19 protein-coding genes are annotated in these 20052 nt (G+C 63.7%); 7 read left to right on the forward strand and 12 right to left on the reverse strand.

Annotated elements, in window-relative coordinates:
* The first annotated feature begins 47 nt into the window (after window positions 1-47).
* Entirely contained in the window at window positions 48-872 is an 825-nt protein-coding gene (locus AB0I57_RS13100) for an HAD family hydrolase (RefSeq protein WP_358335423.1), read from the forward strand.
* Window positions 873-904: 32 nt separating this feature from the next.
* On the opposite strand, the gene AB0I57_RS13105 is transcribed toward AB0I57_RS13100, so the two are convergent.
* The 6 genes from AB0I57_RS13105 to fadD3 form a co-directional block, all read right to left on the reverse strand.
* Window positions 905-1294 carry a metalloregulator ArsR/SmtB family transcription factor gene (locus AB0I57_RS13105; RefSeq protein WP_358335426.1) on the reverse strand — a complete coding sequence of 130 codons (390 nt, stop codon included), beginning with the start codon at window positions 1292-1294 and terminating at the stop codon, window positions 905-907.
* A gap of 69 nt (window positions 1295-1363) precedes the next feature.
* Entirely contained in the window at window positions 1364-2413 is a 1050-nt protein-coding gene (locus tag AB0I57_RS13110) for an acyl-CoA dehydrogenase family protein (RefSeq protein ID WP_358335429.1), read from the reverse strand.
* Window positions 2410-3378, reverse strand: a complete 969-nt coding sequence (locus AB0I57_RS13115; RefSeq protein ID WP_358335432.1) for an acyl-CoA dehydrogenase family protein — start codon at window positions 3376-3378, stop codon at window positions 2410-2412. Before AB0I57_RS13115 ends, AB0I57_RS13110 begins: the two co-directional genes overlap by 4 nt.
* Complete coding sequence (locus tag AB0I57_RS13120) at window positions 3375-4535, reverse strand: acyl-CoA dehydrogenase family protein (protein WP_358335436.1); 1161 nt, start codon at window positions 4533-4535, stop codon at window positions 3375-3377. The genes AB0I57_RS13115 and AB0I57_RS13120 overlap by 4 nt, the downstream gene beginning before the upstream one ends.
* Window positions 4536-5408 carry an enoyl-CoA hydratase gene (locus AB0I57_RS13125; protein ID WP_358335439.1) on the reverse strand — a complete coding sequence of 291 codons (873 nt, stop codon included), beginning with the start codon at window positions 5406-5408 and terminating at the stop codon, window positions 4536-4538.
* Window positions 5405-6955, reverse strand: coding sequence for a 3-[(3aS,4S,7aS)-7a-methyl-1,5-dioxo-octahydro-1H-inden-4-yl]propanoyl:CoA ligase (fadD3, locus tag AB0I57_RS13130; protein ID WP_358335442.1), 1551 nt, complete (start codon window positions 6953-6955; stop codon window positions 5405-5407). Before fadD3 ends, AB0I57_RS13125 begins: the two co-directional genes overlap by 4 nt.
* A gap of 44 nt (window positions 6956-6999) precedes the next feature.
* Here fadD3 and AB0I57_RS13135 point away from each other — a divergent pair, with 44 nt between their 5' ends.
* From AB0I57_RS13135 to AB0I57_RS13155, 5 genes are all read left to right on the forward strand, one after another.
* Window positions 7000-8211, forward strand: a complete 1212-nt coding sequence (locus AB0I57_RS13135; RefSeq protein WP_358335445.1) for an acyl-CoA dehydrogenase family protein — start codon at window positions 7000-7002, stop codon at window positions 8209-8211.
* A gap of 17 nt (window positions 8212-8228) precedes the next feature.
* A complete protein-coding gene (locus tag AB0I57_RS13140; protein ID WP_358336421.1) occupies window positions 8229-9029 on the forward strand; it encodes an SDR family oxidoreductase in 801 nt (266 codons plus the stop codon).
* 62 nt (window positions 9030-9091) lie between these two features.
* Complete coding sequence (locus AB0I57_RS13145; protein ID WP_358335448.1) at window positions 9092-9709, forward strand: TetR/AcrR family transcriptional regulator; 618 nt, start codon at window positions 9092-9094, stop codon at window positions 9707-9709.
* Between the two features lie 13 nt (window positions 9710-9722).
* Window positions 9723-10871 (forward strand): acetyl-CoA C-acetyltransferase, encoded by a 1149-nt coding sequence (locus AB0I57_RS13150; RefSeq protein ID WP_358335451.1) that lies wholly within the window; start codon window positions 9723-9725, stop codon window positions 10869-10871.
* Window positions 10872-11634: 763 nt separating this feature from the next.
* The gene (locus tag AB0I57_RS13155; RefSeq protein WP_358335453.1) at window positions 11635-12972 is read left to right on the forward strand and encodes an MFS transporter; all 1338 of its coding nucleotides are present in this window, start codon (window positions 11635-11637) and stop codon (window positions 12970-12972) included.
* 40 nt (window positions 12973-13012) lie between these two features.
* Here the strand turns inward: AB0I57_RS13155 and asnB are convergent, their stop codons facing one another.
* The 6 genes from asnB to AB0I57_RS13185 form a co-directional block, all read right to left on the reverse strand.
* On the reverse strand, window positions 13013-14854 hold the full coding sequence (gene asnB, locus AB0I57_RS13160) for an asparagine synthase (glutamine-hydrolyzing) (RefSeq protein ID WP_358335456.1): 1842 nt from the start codon (window positions 14852-14854) through the stop codon (window positions 13013-13015).
* 484 nt (window positions 14855-15338) lie between these two features.
* Window positions 15339-15770 (reverse strand): RNHCP domain-containing protein, encoded by a 432-nt coding sequence (locus AB0I57_RS13165; protein ID WP_358335459.1) that lies wholly within the window; start codon window positions 15768-15770, stop codon window positions 15339-15341.
* 23 nt (window positions 15771-15793) lie between these two features.
* Entirely contained in the window at window positions 15794-16174 is a 381-nt protein-coding gene (locus tag AB0I57_RS13170) for an RNHCP domain-containing protein (protein ID WP_358335460.1), read from the reverse strand.
* A gap of 391 nt (window positions 16175-16565) precedes the next feature.
* Complete coding sequence (locus AB0I57_RS13175) at window positions 16566-17084, reverse strand: hypothetical protein (protein WP_358335463.1); 519 nt, start codon at window positions 17082-17084, stop codon at window positions 16566-16568.
* A 169-nt stretch (window positions 17085-17253) separates the two neighbouring features.
* Complete coding sequence (locus AB0I57_RS13180; protein ID WP_358335466.1) at window positions 17254-18516, reverse strand: GNAT family N-acetyltransferase; 1263 nt, start codon at window positions 18514-18516, stop codon at window positions 17254-17256.
* Window positions 18517-18762: 246 nt separating this feature from the next.
* Window positions 18763-19302 carry an isoprenylcysteine carboxylmethyltransferase family protein gene (locus AB0I57_RS13185; protein ID WP_358335468.1) on the reverse strand — a complete coding sequence of 180 codons (540 nt, stop codon included), beginning with the start codon at window positions 19300-19302 and terminating at the stop codon, window positions 18763-18765.
* Window positions 19303-19413: 111 nt separating this feature from the next.
* Between AB0I57_RS13185 and AB0I57_RS13190 the strand changes: the two genes are divergently transcribed.
* Complete coding sequence (locus AB0I57_RS13190; RefSeq protein WP_358335471.1) at window positions 19414-20025, forward strand: TetR family transcriptional regulator; 612 nt, start codon at window positions 19414-19416, stop codon at window positions 20023-20025.
* Window positions 20026-20052: the final 27 nt, after the last annotated feature.

Consider the following 20052-nt stretch of genomic DNA (forward strand, 5'->3'; position numbering starts at 1 on the left):
TCCTGGGGTTGCGCGCGCGGGTCTGTCGAGCCTGGCATCATGCCGGGATGACTCGAATTCGGCTGTTGGCGACCGACCTCGACGGCACTCTGCTGCGTTCGGACCGCGCAATCTCCCCGCGTACCGCCCGTGCGATGGCGGAGGCCCGGCGGGAAGGCCTCGAGATCGTGTGGGCGACCGCTCGAGCCCGTCACTCGGTGCACGAGCTGGCGCAGGCGTGCGGGTTTCGCGGCAAGGCGATCTGTGCGAACGGTGCTGTGGTCCTCGATCTCGCCGACGGAACCCCGAAGATCACAGCCACGACCACGATCGCGACAGATTCCGCAGCGGCGGCGATGAACCGTGTGCGGACGCTGATGCCGGGGGTCGCGTTCGCGAACGTCGGTCCCACTGGTTTCGTCGCCGAACCCGCCTACGCAGCGCTGTGCGAATTCGTCGACCACCAACGACACCCGCACGAGATGGCATTGTCCGAACTACTGCCGTTGACGGACGAGCCGATGGTCAAGATCGTTGCGCGGCACCCGGACGTGTCCGGTGCCGAGTTGTATCGGACCACGCGGGCGGCCGGCGTGGAAGGTATGGAACTCACCCACTCCGGTGCGCCATATGTGGAGATGTCTGCGTCAGGGGTGTCGAAGGCCAGTGCTCTCGCCGAGCTGTGCGCGGCTGAGGGGATCAGCTCGTCGGAAGTCGCTGTGGTCGGTGATGCGACCAACGACGTCCAGATGCTGATGTGGGCAGGGACGGCGCTGTGTCCATCCAATGCGATTCCCGATGTTCAGGCCCTGGCCGACCAAGTCCTGCCCAGCAACGACGAGGACGGAGTCGCGAGCTACATCGAAACACTGCTCCTGCAGCGAGCTTTGTGAACCGCCTGAAACAGCCCTGGAATTTCACACCGCTAGGCGGAAGAGCTGGAGGCAACCGCAGCGTTTGCGGTATCGGACTTGATCGAGGCCGTGACAATGCCGCCCGGGGCCTTCTCCATCAACGTGAGTGTCGTCGGTAGAAGCCCGGGGAATGCTGCCTCCAGTTCATCGCAGCGCAGGTGAACGAAGCACCTGGTGCCCTCTTTGCGGGTCCGGGTGAGACCCGCCGACCGAAGAACCTTCAGGTGGTAGCTCAACGTCGACGGTGCCACGGGAACATCGAGTTCACCCCAGCCGACCTCGTGTCCGTCAGCCAACAGACGCACCAGGCCCAGGCGAACCGGGTCGGCGAGGGCATGCATTACGTCGGTGAGTTCCACCTCGGCGAGGTCGCGGTAATCCGCAGATGTCGTTCGAGCCACGCTCCGATGATAACGTCACCTTCGTTCGATGATCGACGAACAACAAACGGGGTATGTCGGAGCGATCGTCTACAGGCCCGCGGCCTCGGCCAGCCCCGGCAGGAACTCCCTCGGCTGGCCGAACAACTGCGCAGAGCCGTGGGCCCGCTTGAAGTAGAGCTGCGTGTCGTGTTCCCAGGTGATGGCGATTCCACCCTGCAGCTGGATGGCCTCGGCCGCGACTTGCTGTAGTGCCTCCGAGCAGTACACCTTCGCGATGACGGCGTCCTCGTGCGTTCCCGACAGCGCCGCGGCGTACGACATCGAGCGTGCCGTCTCGACCAGCGCGTACATGTCGGCCATGCGGTGCTTGAGCGCCTGGAAGGAACCGATCGCCCGTCCGAACTGCTTGCGTGACTTCGCGTACTCCACCGTCTGTTCGAGTGCCGATGACGCCGCGCCGACCTGTTCCGCCGACAGGGCGGTAAGCATCACCGCGCGTAGTTGCTCGACGAGGTCGGTGGGGGAGGAGAGCTTGCGCGCCGAGGCATCGTCGAAGCGCACTTCCGAAAGAGCCCGCGTCGGGTCCATCGTCGGAACGCGGCGACGGCTCACGCCGTCCGTGGCCGGATCGACCTCGAACAAACCGTCGGCGGTGAGTACCAACAGCACGTCCGCGACTTCGCCGCCCAGAACATATGACGCGGTCCCGGACAGCTTGCAGTTCGCAGCTGACACGCCGAAACCACTCCAGCCGGCCGGGCCCGCCCAGCAGAGTGCGGCCACCGAGCCCGCCGCGATGCCAGGCAGAAGGCGCGCGCAGGCTTCGTCGTCACCCGATAGCAAGAGAGCCTGGGCGGCGAGAACTGCGCTGCCCAGCATCGGCGACGGCGTCAGTGTCCGTCCCAGCTCTTCTTGCACGACATGCGTTTCCAACAGCGACGCGCCGACCCCGTCGTACTTTTCGGGGATTGCGAGTGCGGCGACGCCGATCTGTTCGCACAGGGTGGCCCACAACGCCTCGTCGTAGCCGTGTTCGGTGGTGACAGCCCGGCGGACGGCGGCCGAGTTCGAACGCTTGGACAGCAGATCCCGGACCGAGGACCTGAGCGCGGCCCGCTCTTCGTTGTCGAAAGTCATGAGGCGCCCGCCAGCGAATCGACAACGCGCCCGCGATGGAACGCAGGTGTGCCCCAAGCCGTCACGAGCGCTCGAACCTTCGTGAGCCACAGCGACAGGTCGTGTTCCTGGGTGTATCCGATGGCGCCGTGCACCTGCAGTGCGACTCGTGCGGCGCGATAGGCGGCGTCGCCGCATGCCACCTTGGCGGCCGAAGTGTCGCGGGCTGCGTCGGGGGCACCGTCGCGGACGGAAAGCGCGGCACCGAACAGTAGCGGCCTCGACATTTCCAGCCCGACCGCGACATCGGCCAGGTGATGTTTGATGGCCTGGAAGCTTCCGATGACCCTGCCGAACTGCTTGCGCTGCTTCGCGTAGTCGGTGGTGACCTCGAGCAGGGTTTGGCCGAGCCCCTGTAACTGGGCCGCGGTCGCGAGGACGCCCAAGTCGAATGCGGGCATGAAATCGCCCTCGCCCAACACTTCCGACTCGGTGAGCGAGAACAGTCGCCGCGACCGGTCGACCGACGCCTGAGCTGAACCCGGTTCGCCCAGACGGATGGTCGAGCCGTCGACCAGCAGGACGATATCGGCAGACTCGGCATCGACAGCGAACGGCACGTGTGGAGGTGCCGCAATGGTGGCGAGCGATCCGGATGCCAACGCGGGCAACTTGTCAGGCGCCACCTGTGCGAGTAGGGCAGGGGCGACGGCAAGGGTCTCCGCCACCGGACCGGGAACGGCGTGACGTCCGAGCTGTTCGACCGCGACCACGAGGTCGACGGCATCGGCACCGAGTCCGTCGTTCTCCTCCGGAACCATCAATGCGTTGACGCCGGTTTCGGCGAGGCGCTGCCACAGCTCGAGGCCCGGTCCGGTATCGCCGGTGCTCCATGCGCGGACCACTTGCGGCATGTCGGCCTTCGTCAGCAGCGCGTCGATGCTGGACGCGAAGTCGGTGTGAGAGGAATCGAGTGCGAACCTCACCGGTCCCCCTTCGGTAGTCCGAGCAGTCGCTCGGCGATCACGTTCTTCTGGATCTCGTTGGTGCCTGCGTAGATCGGTCCCGACAGCGAGAACAGGTAGCCGTCCATCCAGTTGTCGGCGAGTTCGGCCGAGGCACCCTGCAGCTCGAGCGCGGTCTCGTGGGTGGCGATGTCCCACTCGGACCAGAACACCTTGTTGATCGATGATTCGGCGCCCAAATGCCCGCCCTCTGCGAGTCGGGTGACGGTGCCGAATGTGCTGAGTTGGTATGCGCGGGCGCCGATCCAGGCGTCCGCGATACGGTTCCGCATCGCGGTGTCGTCTGTTTGCCGGGTGGTCTCGAACAGCTCTACGAGACGATCGACCGTGGCGAGAAACCGGCCCGGACTGCGCAGCGACAGCCCGCGTTCGTTGGATGCCGTGCTCATCGCGACGCGCCACCCCTCGTTCACGCCGCCGATCACCCCGGACTCGCCGGGATGGTCGGGGTCGTCCGGGACGAAGACATCCTCGAGGAATATCTCTGCGAAGCCAGGTTCGCCGTCGAGTTGATCGATCGGCCGGACTGTTACGCCTTTCGAGCGCAAGTCGAACATGAAGTACGTGATGCCCCTGTGCCGCTGCGCTTCGGGATCGGAGCGAAACAGCCCGAAGCCCCAATCAGCAAAGCTCGCCCGGGAACTCCAGGTCTTCTGTCCGTTCAGCACCCACCCTCCGTCGACGCGATGGGCGGTCGATCGCAGTGACGCGAGATCGCTGCCTGCCTCCGGTTCGGACCATGCCTGAGCCCAGATGTCGTCGGCGCGGGCCATGCGCGGCATGATGCGGGTGAGCTGCTCGGCGCTGGCATGCTCGAACAGGGTCGGTGCCAGCAGGAAGATTCCGTTCTGGCTGACTCGTCCTGGCGCACCGGAGCGGTAGTACTCCTCCTCGAAGACCACCCATTCCAACAAGGACGCATCGCGTCCGCCGAGATCGCGCGGCCAGGACACCACCGACAACCGGGCATCGGCGAGCGTGCGTTCCCACTCACGATGGGCTTCGAACCCCTCGGCTGTGTCCATCGAGGGAAGCGGCACTGCAGGAACATTCTCGCGCAAGAACGTCCGGACTTCGTCGCGGAAGGCGAGGGTGGCGTCGTCGAAGTCGAGGTCCACCTACTTCGCCCCCTCGCTCGAATTGCGAGCACCCGCCGCCATGGACTTGGCGTTCATGCCGGCGAGTGAATCGGTGCCGACCTCTGCGTTGTGCGCGTGCGCGAAATGATGCAGGCCGAAGACGGAGTCCATGCCGTTGCGCATGCCCATCTGGTCTTCGCACTGATTGACGGCCTTCTTCGTCAGCGCCAGCCCGAATCGCGGCATCGCCGAAATGCGTTCGGCAATTGCGAGTGTCTCTTTCTCGAGATCCTCACGAGGGACTACCCGGTTGACCATGCCCACCTCGTAGGCCCGCTGGGCGGTGAAACGGTCACCCGTGTAGAGGATTTCCTTCGCGAATCGCGGCCCCAACATCCACGGGTGCGCGAAGTACTCGACCCCGGGAATGCCCATGCGTACGACTGGATCGGAGAAGAACGCATCATCCGACGCCACGATCAGGTCGCAAACCCATGCCAGCATCAGTCCGCCGGCGATGCATGCCCCTTGGACCATCGCGATGGTCGGCTTCGGGATTTCCCGCCAGCGGCGGCACATCCCGAGATAGACCTCCATCTCGCGGGCGAAACGCTGATCACCGCCCGGCTTGTCGACGTGGTCCCACCACATGACGGCCTTGTTTTCGTAGTGGACATGGTGGTCGCGCCCAGGGGTGCCGATGTCGTGGCCTGCGCAGAAGTGCTTCCCGTTGCCGGCGAGAACGATCACCTTCACGTCGTCGTCCTCGACGGCCTGTTCGAACGCGGCGTCGAGAGCGTAGGTCATCACCGAGTTCTGGGCATTTCGGTAATCGGGGCGGTTGAGGGTCACGAATGCGACGCCGTCGCGTACCTCGTAGGTGACGACGTCACCCTCGTCGGGGACCGTCATATTTTCTCCTCACGCAGAATGTTCTTCATTACCTTCCCGGAAGGGTTCCGGGGCAGGGAATCCACGAACCGCACCGAGCGGGGGACTTTGAAGTTGGCCAGGTGCTCCCGGCAGTATGCGATCACCTCGTCCTCGGTGATGCCGTCGCGGCGAACGATGAAGGCGCGTCCCACCTCTCCCATGCGCGGGTCGGGGATTCCGATGACCGCGGATTCGGCGACGCCCTCTAGTCGGGCGAGCGCGTTCTCCACCTCTGTCGGATAGACGTTGAAGCCACCCGAGATGTACATGTCCTTGAGGCGGTCGGTGATATCGACATAGCCGCGGTCGTCGAGGGTGCCCACGTCGCCTGTGTGCAGCCAACCATCTGGGTCTATCGTCTTGGCGGTTGTCTCCGGGTCGTCTAGGTACCCGAGCATCACACCCTCGCCACGCACGAGAATCTCACCCTGATCACCGATCCGCACCTCCATACCGGGGACGGCGCGGCCCGATGTGGTGGAGACGGTTATCGGATCGTCGTCCGTGCGGCACATCGTGATCATCGCCGCTTCGGTCTGACCGTAGGCGGTGAGGACGGCGTCGAAACTCAGTTCGGACTGCATGCGTTCGACGAGCACCACTGGAACCGCGGCGGCTCCCGTCACAGCTATCCGCAGGCTCGACAGTTCGTAGTTCGGGCGGTCTGGGTGATCGAGAATGCTCTGGAAGATAGTCGGGGCGCCCGGCAGCACGGTGATCTGCTTCGCTTGCACTGCTGCCATCACTTCTGCCACGTCGAACACCGCCATGGGGACGATGGTCGCACCGCTGAGTAGGCAGACCAAGATGCCTGCCTTGTACCCGAAGGTATGGAAGAACGGGTTGACGATCAGGTAGTTGTCCCGTGATGTGACCTCCGCGCACTCGACCCACACCGCGGCGGCGCCCACCGTCTGCCGATGCGCGCTCATGACCCCCTTGCTCTTGCCCGTGGTGCCCGACGTGAACATCACGTCGGCGATGTCGTCGGCGGAGACGGAATCGGCGCGAGCGTTCGCTTCGTCTCGCCACTGGTCGGTGGCGAGGGCGAGAAAGTCGCCGAAGGCCAGTAACTCGGGTGAAGGGGGTCCGCTGTCAGTGTCGTCGTCGGTGATCGGCACCTGGACGACTGTGGGAATGTCGAGGGCCGATGCATTTCGAAGCGAGGCGTAGCGGTCGGTACCGAGGAAGTTGTCGACGACCACGAGGCCGGATGGCTTGGTGCGCTCGAGGATGTCGAGTGCCTCGGTCGCGGTATAGCGCGTGTTGATCGGCACCAGCGTGGCACCCGCGTAGTGGGTGCCCAGGGCCGCGATCACCCAGTGGTATGTGTTCGGTGACCAAATGGCCACGCGCTCACCGGGTTGCACTCCGCGTGCGCACAGCGCCGCGGCGAAATCGCAAACAAGATCGTGCAGTTGTGTGAAAGTCAGTTGGACGCCATGGTCTACCACGGCTGTGAGTTCACCGAAGTCGCGGGCGGCCCGCCTGAGCGCGGACGGGGTGGTTGTCGGGTGTTCGATCACTGAGCTCCCTACCTAGCAAGTGCTTGGTAGGTTATCTTACAGACGTGGACCAGAGCGAGAGCCCGGACGAACGGATCACTGACGACGATTTTTCGACGACCGTCAGGACTTGGTTGGCAGACAACCTGACCGGGGACTTCGCCCGTCTCAGAGGCAAGGGCGGGCCCGGAAGCGAGCACGAGTTCTTCGAGGAACGACTTGCTTGGGATCGGCACCTCGCCGCAGCGGGATGGACCTGCCTTGGCTGGCCGAAGGAGTACGGCGGCCGTGGAGCGACGTTGTCGCAGCAAGTGCTGTTCCATCAGGAATACGCGAAGTCGGGAGCGCCGGCGCGAGTCAGCCATATCGGTGAGGAGCTGCTCGGCCCGACGCTCATCGAGTTCGGCACCGAGGAACAGAAGCGCCGCTTCCTTCCCGGCATCAAGACAGTGACCGAACTGTGGGCGCAGGGTTACTCCGAACCGGGTGCGGGCTCCGACCTCGCCAACGTCGCTACGACCGCACGGCTCGAAGGTGACCGGTGGGTGATCAACGGGCAGAAGATATGGACGTCCCTTGCGCATGTCGCCCAATGGGCGTTCGTGTTGTGCCGCACCGAACCGGGTTCGAAGCGGCATCAGGGTCTCAGTTTCCTGCTGGTTCCGCTGGACCAGCCAGGAGTGACCGTCCGCCCGATCCAACAACTCACCGGCACGTCCGAGTTCAACGAGGTGTTCTTCGACGACGCACGCACGGACGCAGATCTGGTGGTCGGGGAGCCGGGTGACGGCTGGCGGGTCGCGATGGCGTTGCTGACCTTCGAGCGGGGCGTCTCCACCCTCGGTCAGCAAATCGGGTTCGCGAGGGAATTGCACGGCATTGTCGAACTCGCGAAAGCCAATGGTGCAGACAATGATCCGAACATTCGAGAGAAGATCGCCCGCGCCTGGATAGGACTTCGCGTGATGCGGGCCCATGCCATGCGCACGCTCGAAGCGGGAACCTCCGGCTCGGAAGCGTCAGTTGCCAAACTGCTTTGGGCCAACTGGCACCGCGACCTCGGACAGCTGGCGATGGACGTTCGGTCGGCGCCGTCGCTGCTCGCACCGATGGGTCCGGGTTCGAACATCGCAGACCCCGAGCATCTGGAACTGGACGAATGGCAGCGGCTGTTTCTCTTCACCCGTGCCGACACGATCTACGGCGGATCCAACGAGGTCCAGCGCAACATCATCTCCGAGCGCGTGCTCGGACTTCCCCGAGAGGCACGACCGTGAACAAAGCTACTGACGCCCTGACGAGCTCACCACTTGCCGTCGCGCCCGTCGAGACGGCTGGACATGACCTGTTGAAGGGCAAGAAGGTCGTCGTCACCGCCGCCGCCGGGACGGGTATCGGGTTCGCCTCCGCGCGCAGGGCCCTTGTCGAGGGCGCCGACGTCGTGGTGTCGGACTGGCACGAGCGAAGGCTCGGGGAGACTCGGGAGAAGTTGGCGGCAGAGTTCGCCGGACAGGTGGTCGAGTCCATTGCGTGCGATGTGTCGAGCACGGAGCAAGTGAACGCCCTCGTCGGTGGTGCAGCTGAGAAACTGGGCCGGATCGACGTACTGATCAACAACGCCGGGCTCGGCGGCGAAACGCCCCTTGTCGACATGACCGACGAAGAGTGGGACCGAGTCCTCGACATCACGTTGAACGGAACGTTCCGAGCCACCCGTGCGGCGTTGCGCTACTTCAAGGACGTTCCGCACACCGGTGTCGTGGTGAACAACGCTTCGGTTCTCGGGTGGCGGGCACAGCATTCGCAGGCGCACTACGCCGCTGCGAAAGCCGGTGTCATGGCGTTGACCCGGTGTAGTGCGATCGAGGCCGCGGAGTACGGCGTACGCATCAATGCCGTCGCCCCGTCGATTGCCCGGCATGCATTCCTCGCGAAGGTGACCAGTGAGAAACTCCTCGACGAACTGGCGTCCGCCGAGGCCTTCGGCCGAGCTGCCGAGGTGTGGGAGATCGCCGCGACCATCGCGATGCTCGCCAGCGGCTACACCACCTACCTCACCGGTGAGGTCGTCTCGATCTCCTCGCAACGTGCGTAGACGACTTCACACCGGGCATTCGGTTTGCTACCTAGCAAGCGCTTGGTTGATAGAATGAGACGATGACCTCACCGCAGGACAACGCCGACTCGGCAGGCAAGAGCGCACGCAGGGCCGAGTTGCTCTCTATCGCGGCCGAATTGTTCGCTGAACGCGGCCTGCGGGCTACGACTGTCCGAGACATTGCCGATGCCGCCGGCATTCTGTCGGGCAGCCTCTATCACCACTTCGATTCCAAGGAATCGATGGTCGACGAGATTCTACGGAGCTTCCTCGACGACCTGTTCGGGAAGTACCGCGAGATCGTCGCATCCGGACTCGACAACCGCGCGATGCTTCAGGCACTGGTGACCACGTCGTACGATGCGATCGATGCATCGCACTCTGCCGTCGCGATCTATCAGGACGAGGTGAAGCACCTCGTCACCAACGAGCGCTTCGCCTATCTGTCCGATCTGAAAACCGAGTTCCGAGAGCTGTGGATGGGCGTGCTCGAGGCCGGCGTGAAGGACGGCAGCTTCCGGCCCGACATCGACATCGAACTTGCCTTCCGATTCCTGCGCGACACCGCTTGGGTGTCCGTGCGCTGGTACCGGCCCGGTGGATCGATCACGGCCGACACCGTGGCCAAGCAATACCTCTCGATCGTCCTCGACGGACTCGCGAGTCCTCATAACTGACTAGGAGCTTCCCATGACCGAGGCGTACATCGTCGACGCCGTTCGTACACCGATCGGCAAGAAGAACGGCGGCCTGGCGGGTATCCACCCTGCCGACCTTGGTGCACACGTGATCCGGGCAATCGTCGAGCGGACCGGGGTGGACCCGGCGACGGTAGACGACGTCGTCTTCGGGTGTGTCGACGCGATCGGCGGGCAAGCGGGCAACATTGCACGAACGGCGTGGCTGGCGGCCGGATATCCGGAAGAGGTTCCGGGGGTCACCGTCGACAGGCAGTGTGGGTCGAGCCAGCAGGCCGTGCATTTCGGAGCACAGGCGATCCTTAGCGGCACTGCAGACCTCATCGTCGCAGGCGGTGTGCAGAACATGAGTCAGATCCCGATCGCGTCGGCGATGGTCGTCGGACAGCAGTATGGGTTCGACACCCCGTTCGGCGGGTCGACCGGCTGGACCGAGCGGTACGGCGACCAGGAGGTGTCACAGTTCCGCGGAGCCGAACTGATCGCCGAGAAATGGGACCTCAGTCGCGAAGATCTCGAACGCTGGGCGCTGCGGAGCCACGAACGGGCGCGGGCCGCGATCGCGGAGGGGCGGTTCGACAACGAGGTCGTCCCAGTGGGTGGAGTGACGACTGACGAGGGGCCACGGGAGACGAGCCTCGAGAAGATGGCATCCCTGCAGCCGCTCACCGAGGGGGGCCGCCTCACAGCAGCGGTTGCGAGCCAGATCTCCGATGGAGCAAGCGCGTTGCTGCTGGCGTCGCCCCAAGCTGTCGAGCGATTCGACCTGAAGCCCCGTGCCCGTATTCATCACCTCAGCGCCCGTGGTGCCGACCCGATCTTCATGCTCACCGCGCCGATCCCGGCGACGCAGTATGCACTGGAGAAGACGGGGCTGAGCATCGACGACATCGACTTGATCGAAATCAACGAGGCATTTGCGCCCGTGGTACTCGCATGGATCAAGGAGATCGGCGCAGACCCGGCGAGGGTGAACGTCAACGGCGGAGCGATCGCTCTCGGACACCCCCTCGGTGCCACCGGCACGAAACTGATGGCGACGCTGCTGAACGAACTCGAGCGCACCGGCGGCCGCTACGGGCTGCAGACCGTGTGCGAGGGCGGCGGAACCGCTAACGCCACCATCATCGAGCGACTCTGACCGCTCACGTGTAGGCGTGGCTCGCTTCCCGGCGGGCCACACACGCCGGGGCCGACCCCCGTGAGGAACGCAGGCGAGCTGGGTTGTGACGGTGGTTTTCGCATCGTGGTACGGCTGGATCGTGCTGGTGGCACGTGCGAGCGGTGACCGACCCCTCGTAGGCGGCGACGAATCAGCACCACGACGAGGTGATGCACATGCTTGCCGAACTCGACTTGCTCAGCGGCAGAATGTAGTACCGCAACCAGCCACGCAAAGAGTCCCGCGAGCACCTGGACCCGAACCAGCTTTGTACCCAACTCTTCGAACCCTCGCCCCACGTCGCCGAGGTTGTCGAATGGCGAAAAACGCTGCGCACCGTATCCTGACCTAGGACGACATCCGCCTGACCAAACAATCGGCCCGGGAACACGTGCAGGGCGGGTGGCCGTCCTCGACACCGCTGAGAACGACGATTTCCGCGGCGCCGTACTAGCGATTCTGGAGGCCGAAGGTGCGGGCAGGCGCTCTGTGTAACGAGCCGGTTCGTCGTTCGTGCGGACGCGTACCTGGCGGAAGGGGCAGTCGCCGATCAGCGTCGAACTCGACGGGTGGGCCTCGAGCACCTTGATCCACTGGACAGATGGCCCCGACATCGGCGCAATCGTGCAGAGCTAGCCCCTGAATTCCGTGCCTCTCGAGCCCACGCCCTCGAGCTCACAGCCGAGAAGTCCTTTGACGACACTGTTTGCGACTACCTCGCCGACAACCCGGGAGTAACATCATGAGCGCTGGCGACGAGGCCACCGCCTTGGGCGGCGAAGACGACTCCGACCTTTCCGACCTCGAGCGGACATCGGTCCGCACCCCCGCCGAAGTCCGTCGGGTCGCCTTCGCCGGCGGCATCGGCACCCTCATCGAGTATTACGATTTCGCGCTCTACGGCTATGTTTCCACGATCATCGCGCCGCTGTTCTTCCCCTCCGATGATCCGATCACGTCGCTACTAGCGGTATTGGCCGTGTTCGCTGTGTCCTATGTGGTCCGCCCGATTGGCGGGATCTTCTTCGGCTGGGTCGGCGACCAGTACGGGCGCCGAAAAGCTCTGCTGGTCACGGTAATCGGAATCGGTTTGGCGAATACGGCTATCGGCCTCCTCCCGACCTATGCGGTGGCCGGCGTGCTGGCACCGATCCTGCTGGTGTGCATCCGCTTCTTGCAGGGCTTCTTCGCCGGCGGAGAAGTGGGCGGCGCCGCGACCGTCATCGCGGAGGCTGCCCCACCGGGTCAGCGAGCACGGTACGGGGCATTCACCCCAATGGGCACCAACGGGGGCTTCGCTATCGCGGCGGCGGCCGTCGGGATCGTGTCCGGGGTGCTCGCCACCGACCAGCTGAACACATGGGGATGGCGTATTCCGTTCCTCGTGGGGCTGCCACTGACCATTGTCTGCTATATCGCGCGCCGCAGTCTCCCGGACATCGACAAGAACATCTCACTCGGGAAGCACGGGTTCCCGCTGCTCTCTACGCTGCAGTCTCACCCCAAGTCGCTGTTGCAGGCCACCGCACTCGGCATCGGCGTTCAGGGTGCGGCCTACATCGGTTCCACGTTCGTCAGCATCTACCTCGTCACCAACCTGCACTATGCAAGGTCGCCGGTGTACTGGATCACCGCCGCCGTCACACTCGTGGCGGTGGGCCTCATGCCGTTCACTGGGCGCCTCGCTGACCGCATCGGCACGCTGAAGGTTGCCGCAATCGGCCTCGTAGGGTACGCGGCCGTAACCTACCCCGCTTTTCTGCTCATGGGCGTCGGTAGCCTCGCGCTCGCCGCCTTCGGCTATGTCCTGATCATGGTGAACATGGCGTTCCTGCAGGTCGCGTCCTTCACCGTCACGCCGCAACTCTTTCCCCGAGAGGTCCGATACACCGGCACCGCACTGGCCACCAACCTCTCCGTCGTGATCGCAGGCGGCACCGCACCATACGTCGCCACGTGGCTCGTCCGGCAGACGAATGACCTTCGCTCGCCGTACTACTTCGTGGCGTTGACGTGCGGTATCGGCCTGATCGCCGTGGCAACGATGTGGAAGCGGACCCGCATCAGCTCAGAAGCCTGACCCATAACGCCGCTCGATCATCGCTGGTACCGACCAGCAATCAGAACAGCTTGAGGGTCGGCTTGTAGATATCCATCCACGCCGCGACGTCGAGTGTGCGCTCGAGCCCGCGCCGCGACATCGGAGTGACCTGCGGGGTATCTACAGCCACGGCTCGGGACAGCCAATCCGGGCTGATCAGTCCGAACACCGGGTGTGAGCGGTCGGCAAGCAGATCCTTGCATTGCTGCTGCAGTACGACCGCATACTTGGGGTCCTGGGTGGAGGGGTACGGCGACTTCACGCGATCGATCACCGACTGCGGCAGCACATCGTGGGCCGCTGCCCGCAGCAGTGACTTTTCCTTGCCGTCGAAAGTCTTCAGCGACCACGGAGTGTTGTATACGTACTCGACGAGTCGATGGTCGCAGTACGGCACCCGAACCTCGAGGCCGACGGCCATACTCGCGCGGTCCTTGCGATCGAGCAGGATTCGTACGAAGCGCGTCAGATGCAGATTGCAGACCTTGCGCATACGCCATTCGAAGTCGGACTCGCCGTCGAGCCTGTCGATGCAGGCCACGGCGGAATCGTACGAATCCTGCACGTACTCATCCATGTTCAGCTCCGCCATGAGCTCCGGGGTGAGGATGTCACGATCGTCGCCGAAGTGATCGTCGTATCGCACGAGCCATGGAAAGGTGTTCGCCTCCCGCACCTTCGGATCGAAGAACCACTTGTATCCGCCGAAGACCTCATCGGCCGACTCACCGGACAGCGCCACCGTGGAATGCTTGCGGATCTCCTTGAACAGCAGGTACAGCGAGGTGTCGATGTCCCCTACCCCCTCTGGGATGTCGCGTGCGATCAGCATCTGTCGTCGCGCAGCAGGGTCCGCCACAAGCTCGGAGTCGAGCACGATGTCCCGGTGGTCGGTCCGGGAGCGTTTGGCAACGTCGTGCACGAATGGAGTGTCGGGGGCATCCCGCAATGCGTCAGGGATGAAATGTTCGGTCTGACCGACGAAATCAACGGAGAACGACCGTACTGTCTCTCCCACCTCGGCGAGTTGCTCGGCCGCTATCGCGGTCATCGACGAGGAATCCAGGCCGCCGGACAACAAAGTACAGCGGGGCACATCGGCGACCAGTTGCCTGCGCACGATGTCGTCGAGGAGTTCGCGGACGTGCGCCACCGAGGTCTCCCGGTCGTCGGTGTGCGGAAGCGTCTGCAGGGACCAGTACACGTGTTTGCGCAGCCCGGCCCGAGAGACCGTGACCACGGTGCCCGGAACCACCTCGTTCATGCCGTCCCACACCGCATGGCCCGGTGATTTGACGAAAGCGAACATCTCCCGGACACCGTCCGTCGTGACCGTCGGCGGGGCGATCGGGTTCGCAAGGATCGCCTTCGGTTCCGAACCGAACAACACGCCGTCGGGCGTCTCGTAGTAGTAGAACGGCTTGATACCCATCCGGTCGCGAATCATGACCAGCGTGTCCACGCGAGAATCCCAGATGGCAAACGCGTACATGCCGTTGAGGCGATCCGCGACCGCCTCCCCCCATTCGAGGTAGCCGTGGACGACGACCTCGGTGTCGGAGTCCGTGAGGAACCGGTGCCCGCGCCCGTACAGTTCCTCTCGCAGCTCACCGAAGTTGTAGGTCTCACCGGAGTAGACCATCGCCACCGCACCATCCGGGGTCTCCACACTCATCGGCTGGTGACCGCCCGGCAGGTCGATGACGGCAAGCCTACGATGGCCGAGCGCCGCATGCTCTACGACCCATGTACCGCGGTCGTCCGGCCCTCGGCAGCTCATCGTCTCGGTCATGTCGTCCAGGGTGGCCTGCTCGATGCGAAGGTCGCGTTCGAACGACACCCATCCGGCGATTCCACACATAAACTCCTCCAACTGCCGCCGGCGCCCCTCAGCGCATGGTCATTTCCGAGGCGGCAAGGTCCACCCCATCCCTGCCGACTGTTCGCCAGTCTTTACTTTTGCTAACCGTCGAGCTTCAGACTAGTACCGTCCGGGAGATTGGTGCATCTCAGCTCGGGTCGAAACCTCGGCCGCGATGATGAAGCGGCCGAGCATCGTCGCTAGCTCGGAGCCGACCCCGGATGCGCGAAGCGTCGTCGCGTCTCCATTTCCGCGGCTGGAAACGCGACAGGTCAGTATCTTTGTGCAGGTACTGACGCGGGAGTCCGGTTCATATTGTCCGCATGACTGTGCGCCGACCTGTTCAGACCAGGGTCGTCTTTGAGTCTTCCCATCTCACGCTGAGATCGGCAGGTGGACACCATCCCACATGCCTATGGCTCGTTCCGGTTTCGATCGGAACGAGCCACAGCGCTTGCTTATCTGTGTGAGGCAGCGTTCCAGATCACAACGCGATCAGCATGCGGTGGGCGATGTTGTTGTCTCGCAGCGGTCTTAACGCCAGTCGCGCTAGAACCAATGCGTTGTCGTCGCCGGCGATGCGGTTGGCGCTGAGCTCACCGCATGACAAGCACTGGTGGATGATCGTCCACTCACCAGAGTCCCGGACGGATATGCTCACCGCCTCCATTCGGCCGCGGCAAGAAGCTGCCCGGTCGCCAGGGACACGACGGTCGACATGCAGGCTGGTCAGGCAATTCGGACAGTGGTTGCGGTGCCTGGTCCCAGGCGCATCCAGGGACACGTCCAGTCGACAGCCGACGCACCGGAAGTCGTTTGTTCGGTGCCCACCCTGACCGTGCAGGACATCCTTGCGCCGTTGGGGCCGTCGCCCGGCCTGCATACGGACGCGTTGATTCTTATTGCGTTTGGACATGCGGTCACCTCCTTCCCGGTTGATCAGAGGTCACCGAACGATTCGAGCGGGAACGGCGGCTGTGCCAACGGTCGCACCGCCGTGCGCATCAAGATGAGCTGATTGTCGTCGGCGCAGACCTGGTTCGAGGTCAGTTCATCGCAACGCACACATCGATGAATAACCATCCACTCACCGGTGCGGTGCATGGCGATGGCGATGGGTGGCATACGGCCGTGGCAGTCGCTGGCGCCTCCCTCGATGTGGTCGAGAACGTGCTGGGAGTGCAGGCACGACGGACAGTGGTTTCGTCGCACGCCATCTCGGTCGACGGTGGACACGGTCAGTCCGCACCATGTGCAGGTGAAGGTGCCGATCTTCAAAACGTTGTTCGGTGTGCTCGAATGAGATTTATTGGTGGACACCCGAGGTGCTCCTTGCTAAGAGGTCTGCGATGACAGCAAGGGCAGGCCGAGTGGCCTCGCCGAAATAGCCCACCCCACAAGCCGCATAACTACGGCGATACGAGGGTGTTGCTGGATCAAGGCACCGGTACGGCGCGTCCTGGCACCGTCTTCAGGGACGACGGTGCTGTATTTCTGGACGGCTGATCAGTCGATGCAGCGAGGCGCACTCGGCGCGAGCTGGGCGGGAGTAGACACAAATCTCATTTCTCTTTGGGGCGCAACGGACCTGGACGAGGTCTTTCGGCAACCGTGCGAAATTATCAACATCCCGCCCTGTCTTGCAATCGATTAATGGTTCCGATCGGCGACTTCCCGGCTCCCGTTGCCGTCCACCACCGAATGTGGCCGTTCAGTGAGCTTTCGGTACGCGGGTCCGCGCAAAGATATAAACGAAGGAACCGAGAACCGCCGCCAGGAAAAACACGACGACCGCCGCCAGAACCCAACCCGGCACGATCGTCCCGGTCGCGGTCAGACCGGAAAGAACAACGATGGTAGCGAACATCATGATCATGGCAGCCCCGGCCGCTTCCAGGCCCGACGCAAACACATCATTGAATGCCTCGCGCCGCTCCGCGGCAGTCCAATACGCGTGTGCGGACCGGCTGGGCAGATTGATCCTTGACGCAGGGACCCTCGATATGAACCAGCGTGCACCACCGAACATCGCGAGGAACAAGGCTGCTACTCCGCACATTCCGCCCAGGAAGTAGGCCGTGCTGTCCCACCGGTGGACGCCGCCGCTGGTGTCGTATTGCCCAGGGACCCTTTCGAGACCGAGAGACAGCATCCACACCACCGCCCCGCCAAACGACAACACAGAGACTCCGAGCGCGATACGAGTTGGCCTGCTTCGACGAATCGACATGTCTCGGACACTACGGCGCTCACCCAGATCGTGAGAATTGGTGCCATCGAATCTTCGGCATGGGTGTCTTCGGATCCTTCACTCCAACATCCGCGCAAACGTTTTCGTCTACCCAGGATGACCCCGGCGTGTGGCCGAGCATCGAGTACTCATCGAACAGCTCTGAAGCTCAGGTGCGGGCGTGACTGACGATATCCTCGCCGAATTCCCGCACCATCTCATTGGTGAGGGTGGGACGCACCTCGGCGATGACGTCCAGGTAGTTCTGGGTGTCAGCGTGGCAGCGTCCGCCTGAGTCGACACTGCGTTCGAATGTCGCCTGCGCGACCGTGCGTGCTGCATGAGCCACATCGGCAGGCGTGTAGCCCTCGGTTGCGGCCACGAGGGCCGAGATGTCGACTCGTTCCTTGCCGAGGTAGCGCTCCCACAGCGAGAATCGAGCCTCGGCATCTGGTGGGCCGATCGGCAATACGTAATCGAAACGTCCGTGCCGCAGGAACGCATCATCGAGTACGCGAACGGAATTGGTCGCGCAGACCAGAAGTCGCCCGGCGCGTTCCCGGAAACCGACGATCGACTTCAGCAGTTCATTGACAACCCCGACCGACGGCGATCCAGGATGTCGCTGGGCCGCGACCTCCTCGACCTCGTCGATGAAGACGACGACGTGCTCGAGTTCGTCCATGGACGTGAATGCGTGCCCGAGACCAGCAGCCAGGCCGTTCCCGTTCGACGCCAGGCGTGACGGAAAAAGCTCGACGAACGGCCAGCCCAGCCGACTGGCGATGGCACGTGCAAAGGTTGTCTTCCCGGTTCCAGGCGGCCCGAAAAGCACCACAGCCCGGGGCGGGGCCACCCCGTGGTCGGCCGCCAACTCCGGCCGGGACAGAGGCAGCACGATCTTTCGTTCGATGAGCGACTTCTCACGGGCCATACCGGCCACCTGAATCCACAGCCCGGCCGGCGGTACGGCACCGCCGAGTAGGGACAGAACCTCGGCGGCTCGCGGGGACACCGTTCCGACCTTCTCGTAGTACGTGACGCCGGAGCGCGCGGTAAAACCGGAATTGGTCAGAGCCGCAGCACCGGTCTCTCCGTCGGGCAGGAGTGCGGTGACCCGGCGCACCCCTTTGGCGTGCAGTCGGTGTTCGAGTTGCGAGAGCAGTGCGCTGCCGAGCCCTCGCCTTCGCCAGTTGGGGTCCAGCGAGATCCTCATGACCCAAGCGCGATCTTCGTCGATACGCCCGACCGCGGTCCCTACGATGCGTCCGTCCGTCACCGCCACGACGGCCGGATGGCGATTGAGCAGGCTGCCGACGACATCAGAGAGTGCGAACAGCGGTGACTGGTTCGTCGTGGTCGAACTGCTGTCCATGCGGACGACAGCCTCTAGATCCTCGGGTTCGAAATCTCTGATGTTCCAGGCGTCCATTCCGGCGCCTCCCAGAAGTGGTGGCAGAAACTTCCAGGTTACGCGCAGACATCGCATGGCATGACGGCTCGATATGGGCGGACGTGGAGGGTCGACGCAGGAATGCCACCCACGCGGGCGGCCGGAAGTCGTAATGCAGGCAGCGGTACCGGGATCTCGGATACAACGAGCGCCCAGTAGAACAAGCGCCCAGTCGTGGCGGTGGCAGTCACGAACCGTTGGCATGCCACCAGTGTCAGACGGCTATCAGTTGGGTCCATCCCAGGCCGATATTCGTGGGATCCAGCGCGGAACGTTGCGGCGGTAGTCGAGGTATTCGCTGCCGAAGCGCTTGGCCAAATGGGGCTCTTCCCAAAACCGGATACCGATCGCGATGAAGGCGAAGAAGACCACGAACCACACCAGTAACCAACCAGACGCAGTGACGGCCGCCTCCCCGAGCAGGATGCAGAGCACCCCACTCATCATCGGGTTCCGCACGTGCCGATACGGTCCGCGCACGACCAGCTTGACCGGCTCGCCTAGCAACTCTCCCGCACCGAGCGTGCCTTCGCCCACTCGATCGAACAGCACCACCGTCCAGATCAATAGGCCCAACCCGCCGGCGATCAGTAGGACACCGACTGTCAGCAGTGCAGCTCTCAGAGGGGAGTTGAGGGTGGGGATCCCGACGTCAGCAAACAGCGCGATGAGCCCCGGAATGACGAGTGCCATCGTGACCGGCGCCAGCAGGATGGTGGCCAGGTGCCGCCACCAAAGCCGTCGGACGCGCGAATCCGTATTCATGCCGGGCCTCCTTCCGAAGGCGCTGCCAAAAATACTTCAACTACTGTTGAAGAATAACTCTCCACTCGAATCAACGCAATGGTCAACGAGTGTTGAAGTATGCTGTCGTGAATGTCAGAACCCGCACGACGGGGTCGGTGGCGCACCGGCCAGCAGAATAGGCAGCGCATCATCGACGCAGCGCGCGAACGTTTCATGCGCGACGGGTACGAACGAGCCGCCGTGCGTGCGATTGCCGCCGACGCCGGTGTGGATGTCGCAATCGTCTATTACTTCTTCGGCAGCAAGGAAGGTCTGTTCACCGAGTCGGTGCTAGCGGGTCCCGAGCACCCACTGCACCAGCTGGCCACGCTCCTGGACGAGGGGACTGACCAGATCGGTCCGAGGCTGGTACGCCGCTTCCTGGAGCACTGGGACCAAGGCGACGTTTTTGAGCCACTACTGGCGTTGTGGCGTTCGGCCGATATCCAGCCACTGGCACGAAAGGTGTTGCACGACAGTCTTGCCGGCCCGCTAGCAGAACGGGTCGCGGCCGAATTCGGGGCGGCCGATGCCGAGCTGCGCGTCGAGTTGGTGGCCAGCCAGTTGGCAGGGCTGGCGTTCGCGCGTTACCAACTCAGGATTGAGCCGATAGCCTCCACCTCTATCGACGACCTCGTCGCCTGGCTCGGACCGATCGTGCAGCGCTACCTGTCCGATCCCAGCCCACACACGGTCGGATAGTCCGAAGTTCGGACTTGAATGGATGTC

The organism is Rhodococcus sp. NPDC049939 (genome assembly GCF_040656415.1).
Taxonomy (GTDB): domain Bacteria; phylum Actinomycetota; class Actinomycetes; order Mycobacteriales; family Mycobacteriaceae; genus Rhodococcus_F.

Coding starts and splice junctions, on each gene's coding strand:
- AB0I57_RS13100 (WP_358335423.1), top strand. CDS start 48: ATGACTCGAATTCGGCTGTTGGCGACCGACCTCGACGGCACTCTGCTG.
- AB0I57_RS13110 (WP_358335429.1), bottom strand. CDS start 2,413: ATGACTTTCGACAACGAAGAGCGGGCCGCGCTCAGGTCCTCGGTCCGG.
- AB0I57_RS13125 (WP_358335439.1), bottom strand. CDS start 5,408: ATGACGGTCCCCGACGAGGGTGACGTCGTCACCTACGAGGTACGCGAC.
- AB0I57_RS13145 (WP_358335448.1), top strand. CDS start 9,092: ATGACCTCACCGCAGGACAACGCCGACTCGGCAGGCAAGAGCGCACGC.
- AB0I57_RS13150 (WP_358335451.1), top strand. CDS start 9,723: ATGACCGAGGCGTACATCGTCGACGCCGTTCGTACACCGATCGGCAAG.
- AB0I57_RS13155 (WP_358335453.1), top strand. CDS start 11,635: ATGAGCGCTGGCGACGAGGCCACCGCCTTGGGCGGCGAAGACGACTCC.
- asnB (WP_358335456.1), bottom strand. CDS start 14,854: ATGTGTGGAATCGCCGGATGGGTGTCGTTCGAACGCGACCTTCGCATC.
- AB0I57_RS13165 (WP_358335459.1), bottom strand. CDS start 15,770: ATGTCCAAACGCAATAAGAATCAACGCGTCCGTATGCAGGCCGGGCGA.
- AB0I57_RS13175 (WP_358335463.1), bottom strand. CDS start 17,084: ATGTCGATTCGTCGAAGCAGGCCAACTCGTATCGCGCTCGGAGTCTCT.
- AB0I57_RS13180 (WP_358335466.1), bottom strand. CDS start 18,516: ATGGACGCCTGGAACATCAGAGATTTCGAACCCGAGGATCTAGAGGCT.
- AB0I57_RS13185 (WP_358335468.1), bottom strand. CDS start 19,302: ATGAATACGGATTCGCGCGTCCGACGGCTTTGGTGGCGGCACCTGGCC.
- AB0I57_RS13190 (WP_358335471.1), top strand. CDS start 19,414: ATGTCAGAACCCGCACGACGGGGTCGGTGGCGCACCGGCCAGCAGAAT.